Genomic DNA, 18,025 nt, shown 5'->3' with positions numbered 1-18,025 from the left:
CTTCGGCGAATCACCCGGGGATATTTTTGCTTGACAGATGGGGAAGCCCTTGTAGAACTAGTTAACTGGCGCCGGAGCCCCGTAGGGGCGCAGGGCACCAGCAGCGGCCAATAAAATGCCGAAGGCATGGCCGCTGTTGGCGTCCACGTTGAACTTACAGTTAGGTTGCGGCTGTGAAGGAGCTACCATGGCTTAATTGACTGGTGCATAAGTATGCGCTCCCATGGTTCGAGCTCGCTTCCATATCCGCACAGCTCGGCATGAACTAAAGGTGGCTTTCCTAATAGTTTGGCGCAGTGGTTAAAGAGTTCGTCAATGGAACGCATATCCGTTCCTCTGAAGTAGCTAAGGGTATTTGGATTGAGTCCTGGCAATTCTCTCGGCAATAAATCTTTGACGGCAAGCGGCGCTGGGTATCTTCCGGCCCACACTGCGAAGTAAGTCATGCGCATAAGCAATTCTTTCCCAGCATCTGTGAATGAGAGTTCGGCCGTGTGAGCGAGCTTTAGGAGATCGTGCGTCTTGACTTGCTTTAGCAAAGCGTCAGGTCCGTCATTGTCGCTGGAAGAAAGCCTGCGAGCAATTATCCCTTTAAGAAGATTTTCAGCCGCAAATGCGGAAAGCATCAGATAACTTCCATGCACACGCTTTTCAACTGGCAAAGACTCACTGGGAGGTTCGACTCGGGCTTCTTGGAAGAACGCGATGTATGGCGCACGAAGATGATTTATTGTGTAGATTAGTTCACGGGCTGCATCAAACCACGAATCAGGGCTCATTACTGAATCAGAGAATTTCTCACTCCAGTAGTCGTTGTTGTCTGGGTAGTTAAAAATCGACTGCAGCATGAGCGGAAATCTCCGAGTGACCTAACGCCCTGGTTAACCGGCGCCGGAGCACGAAGTGCGGAGGGCACCGACATGGGCCATGAAAATGCCGAAGGCATGGCCCATGTTGGCGTCCGCGTTGAACCCACAGTTAGGCTGGGGCGCGCAGTGGAAGGGCGTTTTAGCTGACATGGCCTGTGTTTTGGGGCGTTGCAGCAGGTCATTTAACCAAAGTTGGCTTTACCTGTACAGCGAGCGTTCGTACATGCAACTCGGGCAAAACACGCCGTCGCTGAGTGCCTTTCCGTGGCAGCCTGCTGAGATGCAATTCTTTTCTGAAGTGCCGCCGTGTTTCTGTGCAAGATGATTCACTCTCGCAATAGTGTCGTCGTACGATTTCCAGTTGGTATCGCTGTCGATCTTAATAAAGAGGGCATCCCAGCTCAGTTGACGTAATCCGCTCTTCGTTTGGCCGTCGATTTGCCATAGCTGTCCACATGAGGTGCAACGCATCAGGTGGCTCAAGTAATAGTTGCCGAGTTCGGGGTTCAATTGAATAGGTGTTCGATGATCCAACTCTTCGAGACGCCGAAGCGGGAGTTTCTTGGTATCTCGATCTAGTACAGGTGGAAGCTCTGCGCAAGGGCAAGTTTTTTTAGCGGTCATTTTGCGCTGTGTGAAGAGAGGCCTAACGCCCGCGGTAAGCCGCGCCGGAGTGCGAAGCACGGAGGGCACCCGCAAGCGGAGCTTGTGGGCGTCGGCTTGACCAATCAGTTAGGCCAATTTGCGCCGAAAGACCAGTGGTAAACATGATTTTTATATGGCGCTAGTGTTTTTCAATGCAGCCCAAAGGTCTTTAAATGGACGAAGAGACCAGACAAAAATTGAACTCACAGTCAGTGAGATGAGAGGAATGAATAAAGCACCAGTCATAAAGTAAGCGAAGACATAAGACCACATCTTTTGAGGATTCCACAGGCCATCTTCGCCACCATAGTGTCCTGAGCCGTACAAGACGATGAAGAAGTGAAGTCCATAAGCCAGTAGCAAGAGAATGCTCGTGGCTACAACACTAAAAAAGACCTTGATGGAGTATGCAAAGATCGCAACGCCGATGTCGGGGAGTGGCTTACCTTGCGTTGCCTTTCTCACGAATGACCACGTGAAGAAGCCACTAACGCCAAATAGCGTCATGACATCAGCGACGGTTCCAATGACTGTAGCTACGGAAGTTTCTGGGTTGGGCATTTCGATGTATCGTTGCTGATTGGCCTAACTTTGTTTTAGGCGACAAAAATGTCGCATTACATTGACGCCTAACTAAGCTTGTAACACGACAGCTTTCATGCGCGGAATCACCTAAGTAGGCGTGCCACAACAACTTTTTGTGTAACGCTGCGTCCGGTTTTCCCATCAACAGTCGCAACCAACCCCGACACTGCTTACATATCGTCAGCCGCACCCACAAACAAAAAAGCCGCCCGATTGGGCGGCTCTGTTTCGCTAGGTTGTCGATCAGCCCTTTTGAGGCGTCACGGCCATATGCGTCACCTGTTTGTCCAGAATCGCTTCTGGATCTTGTGCTTCGGTCAGCGACGGGTGGTCCAGCCCTTGCTGCAAGCGGTTCATGTCCAACGCGCCGGTCATGCGCGCCACCACCAGGGTGGCCACACCGTTGCCAACCAGGTTGGTCAGTGCGCGGGCTTCAGACATGAAGCGGTCAATACCCAAAATCAGCGCCAGACCCGCCACGGGCACATGGCCCACGGCCGACAAGGTGGCGGCCAGCACGATGAAGCCCGAGCCCGTCACACCCGCTGCGCCCTTCGAGGTCAGCAGCAGCACGGCCAACAGCGTCAACTGTTGCGTCAGGGTCATGGGCGTGTCGGTTGCCTGCGCCACAAACACGGCTGCCATGGTCAGGTAAATCGAGGTGCCGTCCAGGTTGAACGAGTAGCCCGTCGGGATCACCAGACCGACCACCGACTTGCGGGCGCCCAGGTTTTCCATCTTTTCCATCATGCGGGGCAGCACCGACTCAGACGACGAGGTGCCCAACACAATCAGCAGTTCTTCCTTGATGTAGCGAACAAACTTGAAAATGCTGAAGCCATTCAAGCGGCTGATGATGCCCAGCACCACAAAGACGAAGATGAGGCAGGTGAGGTAAAACGCGCCCATCAGCTTGCCCAGCGAGAACAGCGATGCGACGCCGTACTTGCCAATGGTGAAGGCCATGGCACCAAAGGCACCCACGGGGGCCGCCTTCATGATGATGCCCACCACGTCAAACAGCACGTGCGAGAACTTCTCGATGAAGTCAAACACCATGGTGCCGCGGCCACCAAACTTGTGCAGGGCAAAGCCAAACAGCACCGAGAACAGCAGTACTTGCAGGATCTCGCCTTTGGCAAAGGCGTCCACCACCGAAGTGGGGATCACGTTGAGCAAGAACTCCACCGTGCCCTGCATCTTGCCGGGGGCGGTGTAGTTGGCAATGCCCTTGGTATCCAGCGTCGTGGGGTCCACGTGCATGTTGGCACCGGGCTGCAAGACGTTGACCACCACCAAACCAATGATCAGGGCCAGGGTCGACACGATTTCAAAGTACAGCAGGGCCAGGCCACCGGTCTTGCCGACCTTCTTCATGTCTTCCATGCCGGCGATGCCGACCACGACGGTGCAGAAGATGATCGGCGCAATGATCATCTTGATCAGCTTGATGAAGCCTTCACCCAGCGGTTTCAGGCTGGCGCCTGTTTCTGGATAGAAGTGGCCCAGCAGGATGCCGATGGACACGGCAATCAGGACCTGTACGTAAAGCGACTTGTAAAGCGGCTGGCGGGCTGGTGTCTGGGACATGGCTCGGCCTCGGTTAGGTGGAGGGAGGGGCGAGCATGCTGAGCGCGCCCCGGCGCATCCTGTGTCCGTTAATCGGAACAAGAACGACGCGAAAGATACGCATCGGGGGCCGGGCCGCCAACTGTGGCGTTCAACAGGGAGGGTTTGTATCTAGGTGGACAAACGCCCCTTTGATGGGGAGTTTGTCACGGTTCAGATCAGTAGGGGTAGGCGGGAGAGCTGCCTTCCAGCGATACCCATTGCCCAGTGCTCAGTTGATTGAACTTTTGCGCAGGTAGTGCGTAGTAGGTTGCGGAAGCCGTGGGCAGGTTCAAGGCCGCGACCGAATCCAGCGCGGTCTGGGTCAGCGGGATGCCATACATATAGAAGTGCTGTCGCATGTCTTGCCCGATGATTTTGGAGCTCAGGACGTAGAACAGGTCCTCGTTGGCAATGGTGTTGTTGGCGAAGGTGCCCATGCCATAGCGGTCCTTCTTGGTGGCATCCCAGGCTCTGGCAACCAGGCGATCGCCCTTGGTCAGCAATTGGAAGAATTCCAGCGTGGTGTCCATGGTCGGCTGGCTCAGGCCGTGACGGAACTTGGTGTACTGGAATGCCATCTGGAAATGGACGGCCCGCATCGGGTCTTGCGACGAGCCGCCCCACAGGCGCGTCTGCATGTCTTGGCGCAACGCTTCACCGGTCAGATTGGTGGCACGGTTGGCCAGAATCATGGCGTACAAGCCCGGGTGGTCCAGATTGTGGCCGGTGTCGATGCCCAGGATGGCATATTCACGCAGCATCGTGGCGCTGGCCAGAATGTTGTTGTCGCACTCGACCACGCAGCCCTTGCCGCCGGGGGCGATGTGCATCACACGCTGAACCGTGTTGTGACCCAGTTCATGTGACCATCCCCAACCGATGTTGATGCCAGCCGAGCCGTCAGAGGGGTTGCCAGAGCAGAGGAAGCCGCAGGTTGCAATCCACCCGACAAAGTGCTGCACATTGGGGGCACGGTGGTAGGTGTTGCTGACACAGTCCCAGCCAAAGTCGGCGCAAAGGCTGGTTGCCATGCTCGACATGGGCATGTTGTTGTAGCCGTTGGCAAAGTGGTTGCTGTCAAAGAGGATGCCTTTGAGGCGGTCCACCACATACGCTTTGGGTGTGAGGTTGCCAATGGCGCTGACGGCATAGTTGATCGTTTGCTGGATTTCGCCGCCCACCAGTTTGGAGGTTTGCCAGCCGAAGTCTTTGCGGCGCAGCGAGTCCAGGGCGTCCGTCAACTCCTGCTCCGTCGGGTTCTGAGTAAAGTCGAAGTGCGCGTATTTCACGGCGCCTTTGATGCGCAGCGTGACGGTGCTGCCAGCAGTGGCGCCGCTGTAGCTCAGCATCAGCGGGCCGCCAAACGGCGTCACAAAGTCCAGGTGATCCTTCAAGGGGATGTTGAACGAGTTCGGGCGGCGAGGCCTGGCGTAAGTGGTGTCAGACAGCGGCTTGCCCCACACGCGCAAGTAGCTGGTTTGAATGCCCAGGGAGGTCGCCCCGGCAGTGTTGGTGACCACTTCGATTTCCAGCGCCCGGCCCGGTACAGCACCGCGACCAATCAAGGTGATGCCGCTGGCCTGTGCAATGGTGACGGGGATGGTTTCCCATTCAGTGCTGCCCACCAGGGCGTTGGCGGCCACAGGCATGTAGTCACCCGCGCCGGCAGGGGGGATGATGGTGGCCGTGCGGTTGAACACCAGCCACGAGTCCGAGGCGTAGGTGCGCAGGAAATCGTCGGAGTCACCCTTGTAAGACAGCGGTGAGCCGTAGCGCACATTGGCGCGCTGGATGTCGGCCCACAAGACCAGCAGTTTGTACAACTCGCTGTCTGGGTCGTTGAAGACGTTGATGCCGCTGGTCTGGAAGGTTGCCAGTGTGTTGTGCACCGCATCAATCGGGGCGGTCAAACTTGTGTCGGTGGCGAAGTCGACGGTGAGGTCGGTTTTAGGCAGAGCCTGCAGTGTGGCCAACAGGCTGGAGAACTGACTGGTTTTGTTCAGCACATCTGCCCGTGTGCGCGTGGCGCTCACCGATACGCCCGTTGCGGGCGCGTAGTAGTTGCCTGGATAGCCGCCCAGTGACATGCCCATGGCAGACAACACTTGGCGGCCCCCGGCCGAATCAACCCAAGACGGGTGCATGTAGACCACGGGCTTGCCGGCATTGAGGTAGCGACGGACCAGCGCAGTGGTGGCGGTGGTGGTGCCGCTGCCAAAGACCAGCAGGTCAAGCTGCTCGGCGCAGGTGTTGGTGGTGTCCTGAATGTTGCAGGTCGATACGTTGACCGTGGCTGCGCCGATCTTCTTCAGGTAGGTCGATGCGTTGGCGCCGGAGTAGCCTGCGACCCCGATGTTCAGCGTGCTGGGGATGGTGCCGGCGGCATTGCCCGTGACCAGCCACGTCATGGCGCGTTTGAACAGTGGGGCGTGTTGCTGCTCTTTGGTGGTGCCCGCCATCCAGGCGAGAACGTCTGCACCATAGGCCAGGCCTCGGCCTGTCCCTACCGTTGCGATGGCGGCCATGCCGGTGCCGTTGTCCGAAAGGATGAGCGGCTGGGCAATTGTTGACTTCGTCGCAGTGATCGATGAACTGTTGGTTGTGTGGTTCAGCGCCAGGTTGGTGATGTCGTCAGCGTAAATGGTGGTCAGGGTGGCCAGTTGGGCATCACGCAGTTTCGCAGTGAGTGCCGTGGCACGTTGAAGGATGGTGCTGCCATGCGTGGCGTTGAGAGGGCGGGCATCGCCTGTCACCAGTGCGCGCTCAATCGGGTCGACGACTGGTGTGGTGGGCGCCGTTTCGGTTACCACCGGGGTCAATGTGTCTGTGTTGGTGTCAGTGGTGGTGCCTGTACTGTCGCTACCGCCGTTCAGGTGTGTGGGGTCGTCAGCGCCGACCACGGAGGTGTCATCGTTCTTGTGATCGTTCAGGCCAAGTTCGGCCAGCGGATCGTTCAAGCACGCGCTCAACAAGAGCGTGGTGGCCAAGATGGCCAGAATGGTTTTCTGATTCTTCATACTGCTCAAGAATCCATAACAAGGTGCGCGCATTGTGAAAGGGGGTAATGGTGCGGGGACACGAAATCCGTGCATCGATTCACGGAAGATGGTTTTGGTAACAATGCTTACGTCAAGCATTGGCGCCAGCCCAACGGCCGGCGACTTCAGTCGAGTGACAGATCCAGTTCCAGCGTGGTGTCAGTCCAGACGCTGTCCGCGTGGTCGGTCTGGTTCAGCGCGTGATACAGACGGCTGTGGTCCAACGCATCGCTCAGGTTGGCCACCACCAGGGTGGCAACGCCGTTGCCGATCAGGTTCGTCAAAGCACGGGCTTCGGACATGAAGCGGTCAATCCCCAGGATCAAAGCCAGTCCCGCCACAGGAACCTGACCCACGGCAGTCAGCGTGGCTGCCAGCACAATGAAGCCCGACCCCGTGACACCGGTTGCGCCTTTTGAGGTCACAAGCAGGGCCGCCAACAAGGTCAGTTGTTGAGCCAATGACATGGGTGTATCGGTGGCCTGTGCTACGAACACCGCTGCCATGGTCAGGTAAATCGATGTGCCGACCAGATTGAGCGAGTAGCCGGCAGGCAGCACGAGTCCCACCACCGACTTGCGGGCACCCAGGTGCTCCATCTTTTCCATCATGCTGGGTAGTACCGATTCGGAAGACGAGGTGCCCAACACGATCAGCAACTCGGCCTTGATGTAGCGGATGAACTTGAAGATGCTGAAGCCATTGACCTTGCTGACCACACCCAGCACCACGACCACGAACAGCAGGCAGGTGAGATAGAACGCACTCACCAGTTTGCCCAATGACCAGAGTGGTGCCCAGCCGTAAGCACCGATGGTGAACGCCATGGCCCCAAACGCGCCAATCGGGGCTAGTTTCATGATGCAGTCCACAGCGTCAAACAGCACGTGGGAGACCTTTTCAATGAACTCGAACACCATCGTGCCGCGTCCACCGAACTTGTGGAGACCAAAGCCAAAGAGCGCAGCAAACAGCAGCACCTGCAAGACATCGCCCTTTGCAAACGCATCCAGGGCAGACGTAGGAATGATGTTCAGCAGTGCATCGATGAGGTGCTGCACGGTGTTTGGCGATGTGTACTGCGCGACCCCGGTCAGGTCAAGGTCGGAACCGATCACATGCAAACCCACGCCCGGTTGCAAAACGTTGACCACAAGCAGACCTGCCACGATGGCAAGGGTCGGGAAAATCGCGAAATAAAGCAGGGCCAAGCCACCGGTCTTGCCCACTTGCTTCATGTCGTCCATGCCTGCAATGCCAATCACCACTGTGCAAAACACGATGGGGGTGACGAGCATTTGCATGAGCTTGATGAAGGCATCACCGGCGGGCTTCAAGCTGGCACCAGCTTCTGGTGCGACATGGCCGAGCACGGCCCCAGCGAGCAAGGCAATCAGGATCTGCGCGGAAAGCGACTTGTGAAACGGCTGACGACTGTCAGTCTTGTGCATGGAACGGCCTCGAACGTAGGGGTGTGCATCGCGCAACGGGCGGCATTGAATGTGATTCGTCCTATTAGGCAGAACGAATGCGGGCCGGAAGATACGTGTCGAGGCGAGGAGGGCCAACGGTGGCGCTCCACAGTCGGGTTTGCCCTGGGAATTTGGGTCACCGCAGGCATTGGCGAGTGATTTCTCCTAGGAGCGCTTCACCGCCGCGGCGTATGAAGCCGTCATAGGCTGGCTGTGCCGCTTGTCGTAAAGCTGCACGCTGAGATGCCGAGATTCGGTAAATTGTCACGCCTTGCTTTTGCGCTAATTCACGTTGCGCTTGCTGTTCCAGCGTGGCCGCCTGGGCGTCACTCGCTGCAAGTGCATCGTCGAGTGCTTGTTGGATCAGATCGCGATCCTCTGTGGACAGGCTGCTCCAGAACATGGGATTGGCCACGATGGCGTAGCCCAGGTAGCCATGCTGGGTCAACGTCACAGCAGGTTGAACGCTGGCCAAACCTTGCGAAACGAAGTTGGTGATGGGGTTTTCTGCACCATCGACCACGCGGTATGCCAGTGCCCGCTGTGTTTCGCCGAATGGCAGCACCACCGGTTGCGCCCCCAGTGCACGCATCTGGTCCGCCAGCACATTGGAAGCCTGAATCCGAAGACGCAGACCGCGGTAATCGACAGGGGATTGCAGCGCACGGCGACCGCTCATGTGCTTGAAACCAGCATCGGTGAAGCCCAGTCCCACCATCTGCTGGCGGCTCAGTTGTTTCAAAAGACGGGTGCCGATGGGGCCGTGGGTTACGCAATGCACCGACGCCAGGTCGGGAAACAGAAAGGGCAGGTCGAATACCTCGAAGGCCGTCACCCCTGCAGCACCAAACTTGGACAAAGAAGGCGCCAGCATTTCCACGGCACCCAAGCGCAGTGCCTCGAATTCATCTTCGTCGCCATAGAGGGACGAGTTCGGAAACACATCAACGGCAATGCGTCCCTGACTGCGTTGTGCGACCAAAGTGCGAAACCGCTCCGCCATGCGGCCTTTCGGAGTGTCGGGCGTGACCACATGCGAGAACCGGATGCGCAGCGGGCTCGCGGCATGCACGTTTCCCATCGCATGCATCGCAAGCAGCAGAACGACCAGCACCGCAGCGTGGCGTTGGGCATGGCGCATCAAGTGGAGAAAAGGCATGTCCGCTATGCTAGAGAAAAAGCGCCCCATCATGCTTGCGAAGCCCCTCGATTTCAATCTGCCTGAGTTGCAGACGCGTCAGTCGTCTGCCCTGAGTCGCCGTGCCATGGTGTGGTTGGTGGGCATGCTGTTGTTGGCGGCCTTCTCGATTGTGGTGCTGGCCTTGTTCCTGTCTTCGGTGGAGCGCGAAGACGATGAGCGACAGCGCGTGGCCGACGCACAGTGGCTGGATCAGAGCATGCGCTTTCACTTCCGTCGGCTGGAGCGCGATCTGCAGGTACAAGCCACTCCCGCCATGCGTGGCGCGCACCTCACTCCGCCGGATCTCAGACTGGGTGAGCTCTGGCGTGCTCCCGGTGTGGTGCGCTGGAAAGAATGGGTCGCCGCTGATCAACCCTTGGGCAGCAAGTCATGGCCCACCGCCATCCAGGTCATGCTGGACACGGCGAGGGGATTGCAGCGTGCCGCGTTTGCCGGCCCCTTGACCGACTCCAAGGAGCGGGGCCACTTTTTGTGGATCGCTGTGCCCTTGGTGGAGCGTGGCGCACATGTCGGCACACAAGTGGCGGTCATGGATCTGGACAAGGCCTTGGATGTGGTGGTGCCCGCTTGGTACCTCGGTAAACATCGTGTGTCGGTGGTGGACTCGGATGCCGTGTCGACCCCAGTCAAGGGCAGTGCGCAATTCTTGGCACGGGTTCAATTGCCGGGGGCGCAGTTGGCGTTACAGGTTGAGCCCTTGGTGGATGACCGTGCGCACGCCCCCCGGGTGTTTTTCAGCGTTGCGCTGATCTGCTTGGGAGGCATGACGGTGGCCTTGTCTTTGCTCTGGCGAGACATGGCGCGCCGCCAACGGGTGGAGTCGCAGTTGCAGACGCAAATGGCTTTGCGTGCCGCGATGGAGCGGTCCGTCACCCTGGGCTTGCGCGCATGGGACGTCAACGGGCGACTGCTGTACGTGAATCAGGCGTTCTGTGCCATGGTCGGCGTCGATGCCGCCACACTGCTGCAAAGCGATGGCGCACAGCCTTACTGGCCGGACGCCGAGTGGGACGAATTTCACGTCCTGCGTCAGCGCATGGCCATTCCATTGGAGCAGCAGGTTGGGGCAGAGATGACTCTGCGGCACTTTGACGGACGACCTATTGACGTCCTGGTGCATGGCGCCCCCTTGGTCATGGCCGATGGCCAGGTGGTGGGTTGGATGTCATCGGTGTTGGACATCACCGAGCGCAAGCGGGTCGAACGGCTGGCCGCGCGCCAGCAAGAGATGCTGGAGGCATCAGGCCGACTGATCGCCGTGGGCGAGGTGGCTTCGACTCTGGCTCATGAACTCAATCAACCGCTGGGGGCATTGAGCAGTTTTGCCAACGGTTTGCTGAACCGACTTCATGCCGAACGCATCACCCTGCAAGACGTGATCCCCGTGGTCGAGCGCATGGAGCGCATCGCAGAGAAGGCGGGCAAGGTCATCCAGCGCGTCAATGCGTTTGCGCGCCGCCAGGAAATGAACCGCCAGCCTTTGACGCTGAAAGCCTTTGTCGATCGTGTCAGCCATGCCGTGCCATTGCCGGATGACATGATGTTGGAGGTGAAACTGCCTGAGCGTGACTGTGTGTTGCCCGCCGATGCCTTGTTGTTGGAGCACGCGCTGCACAACGTGGTTCTGAATGCCACAGAGTGGGCTTCGCATGGGGTCCAGCAGCCCTCTCGGGTACGAGTGTCGGTGCGGCTCGAGGCAAGCATGGTGGGCCTGTGCGTCGAAGACAGTGGCCCCGGTGTTCCGTCCGATCAGTTGGGAACCATCTTCGATGCCTTCGCCACGCGCAAGGCGGGCGGCATGGGCATGGGCTTGTCCATTTGCCGATCCATCATCGAGGCACACCACGGTCGAGTAGAAGTGGCGCGCAGCGCCGAACTCAACGGGGCACAATTCATCCTGTGGTTACCCTTGGACGTATGACAACAACCGTTCACATCATTGACGATGACGCTGACTTCCGTGACGGGCTGGCTTGGCTGCTGGACTCGCGGGGGTTGGTTGCGCGCACCTGGACGGGGGGCGATGCGTTTTTGCAAGCCGCGCGACCAGATTCAACAGACTGGGCTTGCAGCGTTGTCATTCTCGACATTCGGATGGAGCCGCTGTCTGGTCTGGCGACCTTTGAGCAGTTGAAGGCCATGGGATGGCCGTGGCCCATCTTGTTTTTGACGGGACACGGTGATGTCAGCATGGCGGTGGGCGCCGTCAAAGCAGGAGCTTGGGATTTTCTGGAAAAACCTTTTCAGAACAATCAACTGGTTGACAAGGTGGAGGCGGCTTGCCTAGCGGCGCAGGCCATGCAAGCCGATGGGCAGGAGCGACGCCAGTTTCAGCAGGCGCTTGCAGCCCTGAGTGCCCGTGAGCGCGAGGTGCTCGACCTTTTGCTGCAAGGGCACTACAACAAGAACATCGCGGACCAGTTGGGTATCACGTCTCGCACGGTCGAGTTTCACCGCGCCAACATCTTTCAAAAGTTGGGTGCGCAGTCAGCGGTCGAGTTGGCGCACCGGATGGGCCGGTTCGGCGCAGAGTCGACTCAAGGCACCAGTTTCGACGGCAGCAACTGACGCAGTGCGCCTCCCGCACGTTGTCTTAAAGCCTGACTGTGCAGGCGGGCGCCGCCCAGAAGTCCGACCAGACAGCCTAGAACCGTGTCCCAAAAGCGTGCTTCCACCAAGGCGGATGCGTCGGCATGTCCGTGCGTGGCCGCTTCCGCCAGCAAGCCCCATGACACCAACAGACCCACGGCAGTGCCCAGCAGTCGCTGCAATTGCTTGGTCCACACGGCGCGCAACGAGGCGCCTTGAATCACCGCCAGACAACTGACCGGCACCCAATACGCTTTCTCCATGTGCAGCAACTGAGCCAGCCTCAGCGCCAACCCGACCATCAACGGTACCGTCATCACGGTCACCGGTGTGTACGCACCAATGGCGGCTGTCATGATGAAAAACAAGGCTTGGCATGTAAAGAAACCCCAGCCCGCCCATGGATGACACCAGACCAAAGCCGATTTGGTCGAAATAAGCCCCCACCAGCAAGGGAGTGCCGGAGGCGACGGCTGCAGCCAAAGACATCTGCCAGCCACGGTCGCTGGGGTTGACCGTGACCAGTTGCAGCCATTCCCGGTGCAGCAGAGCGCTGAATTGACGGCTGACCTGGATGAGGTTCATGTGGTGGGTGCCGAGGGGCGTTACTCGGCTGACTGGCGGCGCTGGAGTTCGCAGAACAGGCCAGACTGGTCCAGGTCGGCGAAGCCGTGCTCGGCCGCCTCGGCATACAACTGCGTCAGGTGGGCCGTGATCGGTGCCTCGAAACCCAGCTCGCCTGAGGTGTGCATGGCATTGCGCAAATCCTTGAGCTGAATGGCCAGAGAACCCCGCTTCGCGAAGTCGCCGTCCACCATGCGTTGACCATGTACTTCCAGGATGCGGCTCTCGGCAAAACCGCCTCGCAGCGCCTCGCGAACCTTGGCTGGGTTGGCCCCGCCACGTTCGGCCAGCAACAAGGCCTCGGCCACCGCGCCGATGGTGATGCCCACAATCATCTGGTTGGCCAGCTTGGTCAGCTGCCCCGAACCCGCGGGCCCCACATGGACAGGGCGCCCCAACACTTCCAGCACGGCGCGCGCACGTTCAAAGTCGGCCGCGTCGCCGCCCGCCATGATGGCCAGTGTTCCTGCTTCTGCGCCCACTGTGCCGCCCGAAACGGGGGCGTCCAGGGCCGCGACGCCTTGCTCAGCCAGCTTGCGTGCATGGGCCTGTGCTTGCTCGGGCAAGATCGAACTCATGTCCACCACCAGTGCGCCTGGTTTGAGTCCCGTGGCCGCGCCAGGCAGGGATGTGTCAAACAGCACGTCATGAACAATGCCGCCATGCTCCAGCATGGTGATGACGATGTCTGCGTTGGCCACCGCTTGCGCCGGAGTGTCGGCTACGCAGGCACCATCGGCCTGCAGCGCTTCGGCTTTGGCACGTGTCCGGTTCCAGACTGTCAAGGGATAGCCGGCTGCCAGCAGTCGGCGGGACATCGGTGCGCCCATCAGGCCGCATCCCAGCAGGGCAATCTGCATCATGTTCCGAAGTGAGCAAGAGTGGGGAGAAGGCTCGATTGTCGGATATTGACGCCTGACCTGCGGAGAAAGGTGTCGATTTGTATACTGTCAATGGGCGAAAACCCGCCGCACACTCCCATTCACAGAGTGTGAAATATGGCGCATCTTGTTTTCAAACGGGCTTTCGATCCCTCGTTTGAAGGGCGCCCACCTGACCTGATTTCGTCCAAGATCACCTCTAGCGGCGCACATGCGCCAAACACTATTGTTTCTTTGCCATGGTCGAAACTCTTGCAACCCTTGTGCCGAACGCCGGTGCGCTGAACCTTGCGGTTCTGGAAGCGCTGGATCAGTTGGGCCTGGGTGTGTTGGTCAAGAACATGGGCACAGGTCGTTATGAAGTGTCCAACGCCAGCGCTGCGCGCATTCTGGGCGTGGAGCCTCAGGCGGTGGTCGGGGCACAAGACAGCGAGTTGTTCGACGTGAATCTGTCGATGGCCATTCGCGCTGCTGACTTGCAGGCGCAGGCCGTGCCCTCCGGCGTCCGAGCCGAACACAAACTGGAGATTGGCGGTGAGCGCCGTGATCTGCTGGTGTGGCGCCAACCCGTGTCCATTGGCAACACACCTCATCTTTTGTCGGTTTGGCAGGATGTGACGCAGATCCGTCAGCGCGAGCAGCAGCTTCAAACGGCGCTGTCCCAGTTGGAGCAGCAACAAAAGGCCAACGAAGCGCTGCGCCGTGATGTGCAGGACAACCAGGTGCGCGACACCGTGTCGGGCCTGTATCACCGGGCTCACTTTGAAGAGCAACTGCGTCGTGAGGCCGATCTCTCCAGTCGAGAGCAGCGCGAGTTCGCACTGGTGGCCATTGCGGTAGACAACATGGATGAGATTCGTCGTCTACATGGCGTCGAAGGCTGTGAGCGTGTGGTCGAGTCGCTGGGGCGTTTGCTGCGTGCTAATACCCGTGCCATGGACTCCCCGTGCCGTTTGGGTGGCGACCGTTTCGTGGTCTTGCTCTCGGGCGTGGGGTTGGCCACTGCGCACTCGCGCATGGAGCATCTGCGTCGGGCATGCACGCAGCACATCGTGCCTTTCAACGGGCAGCAAATCCCGTTCACCGTATGCATGGGCGTGTCCAGCTTCCCGCATACCGCCGGCAGCGTGGAAGAGTTGATGCGCAGCGCCGATCGAGCCCTGTCCAGCGCGCGGGACAAGGGCGGTAACCGCATCGTTCTGGCCAGCATTCAGTTTGTGCCGGCCACCTGATCGGTCAGTCGTCAGAGGGTCATAAAAAAAGCCAGACGCTCGAAAGAGGTCTGGCTTTTCGCATTCAGAGTGTTCGCCGCGAACCGGTTGCCGCATTCCTGAACCCAGGGGGATTCAGGTGGGCGAGGTCAGCTGCACTTCGGGTTCATCTAACGCGAGACGATCACGCCCGTGAGCAATGTTCCAGGCCCTGGCTCCAAGAGCATCGGTTCAAGGAAATAAAAACAACCGCGAACGCGACGAACGCCTTCATTCTACGGTTGTTTGTGGGCCCTGTCCGTGCAAATAGTCCGCCTGGCGACCTTCTTGCAACGCTCAGCCCAACCGCCTGTCAGATGAGGTGCCCATCCATGTCGAGCGCCTGATCCAGTCGAGCAATCAACTTGTCCACATACTCTGGAGATGGTGTGGTATCGGACGCCGCTTCGGCGCTGGCATGCGTGGTGGTGTCGCTCGACACAGTGGGGCGATCCACCAGGATGTAGGCCAGGTTCAGCGCGGCCAGCACGGCGATGCGTTCGCGGGCCTTGAGCTTGCCGCTGTCTCGGATGGCGCACATTTCGCGATCAAGCTGTACGACAGCTTCGCGCAGGCGCTCCTCGCCGCCCTCAGGGCAACCCAGCAGGTAGCTTTGTCCCATGATGGACACTTCAATTTGCTTCATGGGTGTCAGTCTTCTGTTTGCTCGTGTTCGCCGGTCAAAGCTGCAGCAACTGGCGAGGGCAGTTTGTCGATGAGGGCATCAATGCGCGCACGTGCGGCAGACAGTCGTGCGCGAAGCGAGTCCCGCTCCTGTGCCGTCACAGCGAGTTGCTGCTGCAGCAAGGCGTTGGTGCGGCGCAGTTCTTCATGGCGCACCAGCAGGCGCTCGATGCGATCCGTGAGTTCGTCGATTCTGGACATTGAGGGGCGTCAACCAGGAATGCGGGCGCGAGCGGCCCAAATCAAGTCAAACATTGTAGGCGCCTTACAATGCGACTTGTTGGTGCTCGCGCCGAGGTTCACTCGGTGCAGTTAAACGGGAAGCAGAAGGGACTGTCGCGTCGTCGACGCCAGCCTGATCTGCGCTGCCCCCGCAACGGTCGGCAATCGAGTCATGAACCTGGGTTCGTGACTCCGCTTGTGCTCTCTGCCACTGGGTTCATGACGGACCTGGGAAGGTCTCACAGGTTGCAATTGCCCAGCCCGGATACCGGCCAGCAAGGGTCAGTCGCGCCTGTATGGTGCGCCTTGACGTTTCGCCCAAGGCCTGCGGGGACGCAGGCAGGGCACTTGTCTCTTGATTCCAATCATGTTTTCCTTGAACACGGTGCGAGTGGCACCTGGGGTGCGTTCGGCTTTGGCCGTCGCGTGCGGCTTGGCTTTGTCTGTGGCGCAAACGGTGCAGGCAGCAGGCAGCGAAGAAGCCCTGGGGCCGGTGGTGGTCACTGCCAGCCGGATGAACGACCTGCTGCAGACCGCGGCCATTGGCGCAACCATCATCACAGCTGAGCAAATGCAGCGTGCTGGTGTGGCGGATGCCAACGAGGCCATTCGCAAGCTGGGGGGCGTGGCCGCTCGCTCGGATTTGTATAACGGTCGTGATCCCTCTCTGGATCTGCGTGGGTATGGCGAAGCTGCCAGTTCCAATGTGGTGTTGCTGATCGACGGCATTCGCATCAGCGAAAACGAAAACTACGCTGCACGCGTGAGTTCGATCCCTTTGTCACAGATCGACCGCATCGAGATCGTGCGCGGCGGCGCCAGTGTGATGTGGGGTGAGGGCGCCTCGGCGGGTGCCATCAACATCATCCTCAAGCACGGCACGCGCAATGAACGCTCGGCCAAACTGTCTGCGTCCGTGGCGTCCAACCGTGGGCACGAAGTGCAAGCGGATGGGGCTTGGGGTGAGGGAAACTGGAATGTCGATGCGTCTGTCCGCCGTGTGCGCACCGATGGCTATCGTGACAACAGCGGCTACAAGCAAGACTCAGGGTCGATCGGGGCCCAGTGGCAACAAGGTGGTTGGCGAGCAGGCTTCCGTATCCTGCAAGAGGACCAGAACTCTCGATTGCCGGGTTCTTTGAGCCCAGCTCAATACAAGGCCAATCCTCGTCAGACCAACACGCCAGAAGACGATGCCAGCAACCACGAAACCCGCTACTTGGGCAACGTGAGTTATCAGCAGGGGGCGTGGACGGCTCAGATGGACGTGGGGCAGCGTCAGCGGGACTCTGACTACCAATACGTGTCGTACGGTTCACCGCGCGTGTACTCGCACAGTGAACAAGGTCAGATTTCGCCCCGCTTGGCCTACGCTCAGCAGCATGGCGACGTGGGCATCAAGGCTGTGGCGGGTCTGGATTGGCAAGGTTGGGACTTTGACAAGACCGGTACTGCCGGCCCCGAGATTGGTCGTCAGGACAACAAGGCCGTGTTCACTCATGCCGACTTCAGCCTGCCCACGCAAACGCGTGTCAGCGTGGGCTGGCGCGAAGAGCGGGTGAACAAGAAAGATGCCTATCCAGGTGATCCGGGCTGGTTCTTGCCCGCCCTGAACTACAGCCGTGATGACAAGCTGCACGCCGGTGAGTTGGGCATCAATCAGACCTTGCGGAAGGGCCTGGATGCCTATGTGCGTTCGGCCACTTCATATCGCCTGGCAAACATTGACGAAAACCGGTCGACGCCCGCCAGCGCAGCGTTGCGCCCTCAGCGCAACTACGACCGCGAATTGGGCGTGAAATGGGCGCAAAACGGGCACGGTCTGACGGCGCGCTACTTCGTGCAGGAAACCGATGACGAGATCGCGTTTGACAACATCCTGTACGCCAACACCAACATCGACCCCACCCGTCGCCGTGGCCTGGAGTTGGAGGGGCGCGTGTCACTGACGCGTGACGTGGTGCTGTCTGCCACCTGGCAGCAACTCACGGCCCGCTATCGCGAAGGTGCGAACGCCGGCAAGGACATGGTGCTGGTGGCGCCCCATACGGCGACCGCACGGGCGGCCTGGCGCGTCGACGATCATCAGACACTGGATGTGGGCGTGCAATACCTGTCTCGCATGCGTTGGGGGGGCGACGAAGCCAACCTGTGCACCGAGCGGACGCCGTCGTCCCTGCTGTGGGATGCTCGCTATGCCTGGTCTGACAAGCTGTGGACCTTGGCGCTGTCGGGTGTCAACCTTACAGACCGTCAGGGTTACAACTATGCGTACAGTTGCGGTCAATCTTGGGCATCGGTTTACCCGTACAGCGGTCGTGCAGTGAAGTTCACCGCATCACGCCAGTTCTGAC

14 protein-coding genes and 1 riboswitch are annotated in these 18,025 nt (G+C 59.3%); of the genes, 4 read left to right on the top strand and 10 right to left on the bottom strand.

Annotated features, from left to right (window positions below; translation table 11 throughout):
• Positions 1-182: 182 nt before the first annotated feature.
• From ACOYNB_RS10000 to ACOYNB_RS09975, 6 genes are all read right to left on the bottom strand, one after another.
• On the bottom strand, positions 183-848 hold the full coding sequence (locus tag ACOYNB_RS10000) for a hypothetical protein (protein WP_422838940.1): 666 nt from the start codon (positions 846-848) through the stop codon (positions 183-185).
• A 795-nt stretch (positions 849-1,643) separates the two neighbouring features.
• Entirely contained in the window at positions 1,644-2,075 is a 432-nt protein-coding gene (locus tag ACOYNB_RS09995) for a hypothetical protein (protein ID WP_422838939.1), read from the bottom strand.
• Positions 2,076-2,342: 267 nt separating this feature from the next.
• Entirely contained in the window at positions 2,343-3,689 is a 1,347-nt protein-coding gene (locus ACOYNB_RS09990; protein WP_422838938.1) for a dicarboxylate/amino acid:cation symporter, read from the bottom strand.
• Positions 3,690-3,886: 197 nt separating this feature from the next.
• Positions 3,887-6,727, bottom strand: coding sequence for an ImpA family metalloprotease (locus tag ACOYNB_RS09985; protein WP_422838937.1), 2,841 nt, complete (start codon positions 6,725-6,727; stop codon positions 3,887-3,889).
• A gap of 146 nt (positions 6,728-6,873) precedes the next feature.
• Complete coding sequence (dctA, locus tag ACOYNB_RS09980; protein WP_422838936.1) at positions 6,874-8,199, bottom strand: C4-dicarboxylate transporter DctA; 1,326 nt, start codon at positions 8,197-8,199, stop codon at positions 6,874-6,876.
• Positions 8,200-8,356: 157 nt separating this feature from the next.
• Positions 8,357-9,379 (bottom strand): DctP family TRAP transporter solute-binding subunit, encoded by a 1,023-nt coding sequence (locus tag ACOYNB_RS09975; RefSeq protein ID WP_422838935.1) that lies wholly within the window; start codon positions 9,377-9,379, stop codon positions 8,357-8,359.
• Between ACOYNB_RS09975 and ACOYNB_RS09970 the strand changes: the two genes are divergently transcribed.
• Together ACOYNB_RS09970 and ACOYNB_RS09965 are read left to right on the top strand one after the other, a co-directional pair.
• The gene (locus ACOYNB_RS09970) at positions 9,378-11,342 is read left to right on the top strand and encodes a sensor histidine kinase (RefSeq protein WP_422838934.1); all 1,965 of its coding nucleotides are present in this window, start codon (positions 9,378-9,380) and stop codon (positions 11,340-11,342) included. The two genes, ACOYNB_RS09975 and ACOYNB_RS09970, sit on opposite strands and share 2 nt — an antisense overlap.
• On the top strand, positions 11,339-11,989 hold the full coding sequence (locus tag ACOYNB_RS09965) for a response regulator transcription factor (RefSeq protein WP_422838933.1): 651 nt from the start codon (positions 11,339-11,341) through the stop codon (positions 11,987-11,989). The genes ACOYNB_RS09970 and ACOYNB_RS09965 overlap by 4 nt, the downstream gene beginning before the upstream one ends.
• On the opposite strand, the gene ACOYNB_RS09960 is transcribed toward ACOYNB_RS09965, so the two are convergent.
• Both ACOYNB_RS09960 and ACOYNB_RS09955 read right to left on the bottom strand, forming a co-directional pair.
• On the bottom strand, positions 11,959-12,366 hold the full coding sequence (locus ACOYNB_RS09960) for an FUSC family protein (RefSeq protein WP_422838932.1): 408 nt from the start codon (positions 12,364-12,366) through the stop codon (positions 11,959-11,961). The two genes, ACOYNB_RS09965 and ACOYNB_RS09960, sit on opposite strands and share 31 nt — an antisense overlap.
• A gap of 249 nt (positions 12,367-12,615) precedes the next feature.
• Positions 12,616-13,494, bottom strand: coding sequence for an NAD(P)-dependent oxidoreductase (locus ACOYNB_RS09955; RefSeq protein ID WP_422838944.1), 879 nt, complete (start codon positions 13,492-13,494; stop codon positions 12,616-12,618).
• 260 nt (positions 13,495-13,754) lie between these two features.
• On the opposite strand from ACOYNB_RS09955, the gene ACOYNB_RS09950 reads away from it, so the two are divergent.
• Positions 13,755-14,747, top strand: coding sequence for a GGDEF domain-containing protein (locus ACOYNB_RS09950; RefSeq protein ID WP_422838931.1), 993 nt, complete (start codon positions 13,755-13,757; stop codon positions 14,745-14,747).
• 331 nt (positions 14,748-15,078) lie between these two features.
• On the opposite strand, the gene ACOYNB_RS09945 is transcribed toward ACOYNB_RS09950, so the two are convergent.
• Together ACOYNB_RS09945 and zapB are read right to left on the bottom strand one after the other, a co-directional pair.
• A complete protein-coding gene (locus ACOYNB_RS09945) occupies positions 15,079-15,411 on the bottom strand; it encodes a cell division protein ZapA (protein WP_422838930.1) in 333 nt (110 codons plus the stop codon).
• Positions 15,412-15,416: 5 nt separating this feature from the next.
• Positions 15,417-15,650 (bottom strand): cell division protein ZapB, encoded by a 234-nt coding sequence (gene zapB / locus ACOYNB_RS09940; protein WP_422838929.1) that lies wholly within the window; start codon positions 15,648-15,650, stop codon positions 15,417-15,419.
• 63 nt (positions 15,651-15,713) lie between these two features.
• A riboswitch (cobalamin riboswitch) is annotated at positions 15,714-15,962 on the top strand.
• A gap of 76 nt (positions 15,963-16,038) precedes the next feature.
• Between zapB and ACOYNB_RS09935 the strand changes: the two genes are divergently transcribed.
• Entirely contained in the window at positions 16,039-18,024 is a 1,986-nt protein-coding gene (locus ACOYNB_RS09935; RefSeq protein ID WP_422838928.1) for a TonB-dependent receptor, read from the top strand.
• The last annotated feature ends 1 nt before the right edge of the window (position 18,025 follow it).

The sequence above is a fragment of the Aquabacterium sp. genome, from assembly GCF_049317225.1.
Classification (GTDB): Bacteria; Pseudomonadota; Gammaproteobacteria; order Burkholderiales; family Burkholderiaceae_C; genus Aquabacterium.
This window is presented reverse-complemented; position numbering and strand designations above follow the sequence as displayed.

Coding starts and splice junctions, on each gene's coding strand:
- ACOYNB_RS09975 (WP_422838935.1), bottom strand. CDS start 9,379: ATGCCTTTTCTCCACTTGATGCGCCATGCCCAACGCCACGCTGCGGTG.
- ACOYNB_RS09955 (WP_422838944.1), bottom strand. CDS start 13,494: ATGCAGATTGCCCTGCTGGGATGCGGCCTGATGGGCGCACCGATGTCC.
- ACOYNB_RS09965 (WP_422838933.1), top strand. CDS start 11,339: ATGACAACAACCGTTCACATCATTGACGATGACGCTGACTTCCGTGAC.
- ACOYNB_RS09985 (WP_422838937.1), bottom strand. CDS start 6,727: ATGAAGAATCAGAAAACCATTCTGGCCATCTTGGCCACCACGCTCTTG.
- ACOYNB_RS09950 (WP_422838931.1), top strand. CDS start 13,755: ATGGTCGAAACTCTTGCAACCCTTGTGCCGAACGCCGGTGCGCTGAAC.
- zapB (WP_422838929.1), bottom strand. CDS start 15,650: ATGTCCAGAATCGACGAACTCACGGATCGCATCGAGCGCCTGCTGGTG.
- ACOYNB_RS09960 (WP_422838932.1), bottom strand. CDS start 12,366: ATGACAGCCGCCATTGGTGCGTACACACCGGTGACCGTGATGACGGTA.
- ACOYNB_RS09990 (WP_422838938.1), bottom strand. CDS start 3,689: ATGTCCCAGACACCAGCCCGCCAGCCGCTTTACAAGTCGCTTTACGTA.
- dctA (WP_422838936.1), bottom strand. CDS start 8,199: ATGCACAAGACTGACAGTCGTCAGCCGTTTCACAAGTCGCTTTCCGCG.
- ACOYNB_RS09970 (WP_422838934.1), top strand. CDS start 9,378: ATGTCCGCTATGCTAGAGAAAAAGCGCCCCATCATGCTTGCGAAGCCC.
- ACOYNB_RS10000 (WP_422838940.1), bottom strand. CDS start 848: ATGCTGCAGTCGATTTTTAACTACCCAGACAACAACGACTACTGGAGT.
- ACOYNB_RS09995 (WP_422838939.1), bottom strand. CDS start 2,075: ATGCCCAACCCAGAAACTTCCGTAGCTACAGTCATTGGAACCGTCGCT.
- ACOYNB_RS09935 (WP_422838928.1), top strand. CDS start 16,039: ATGTTTTCCTTGAACACGGTGCGAGTGGCACCTGGGGTGCGTTCGGCT.
- ACOYNB_RS09945 (WP_422838930.1), bottom strand. CDS start 15,411: ATGAAGCAAATTGAAGTGTCCATCATGGGACAAAGCTACCTGCTGGGT.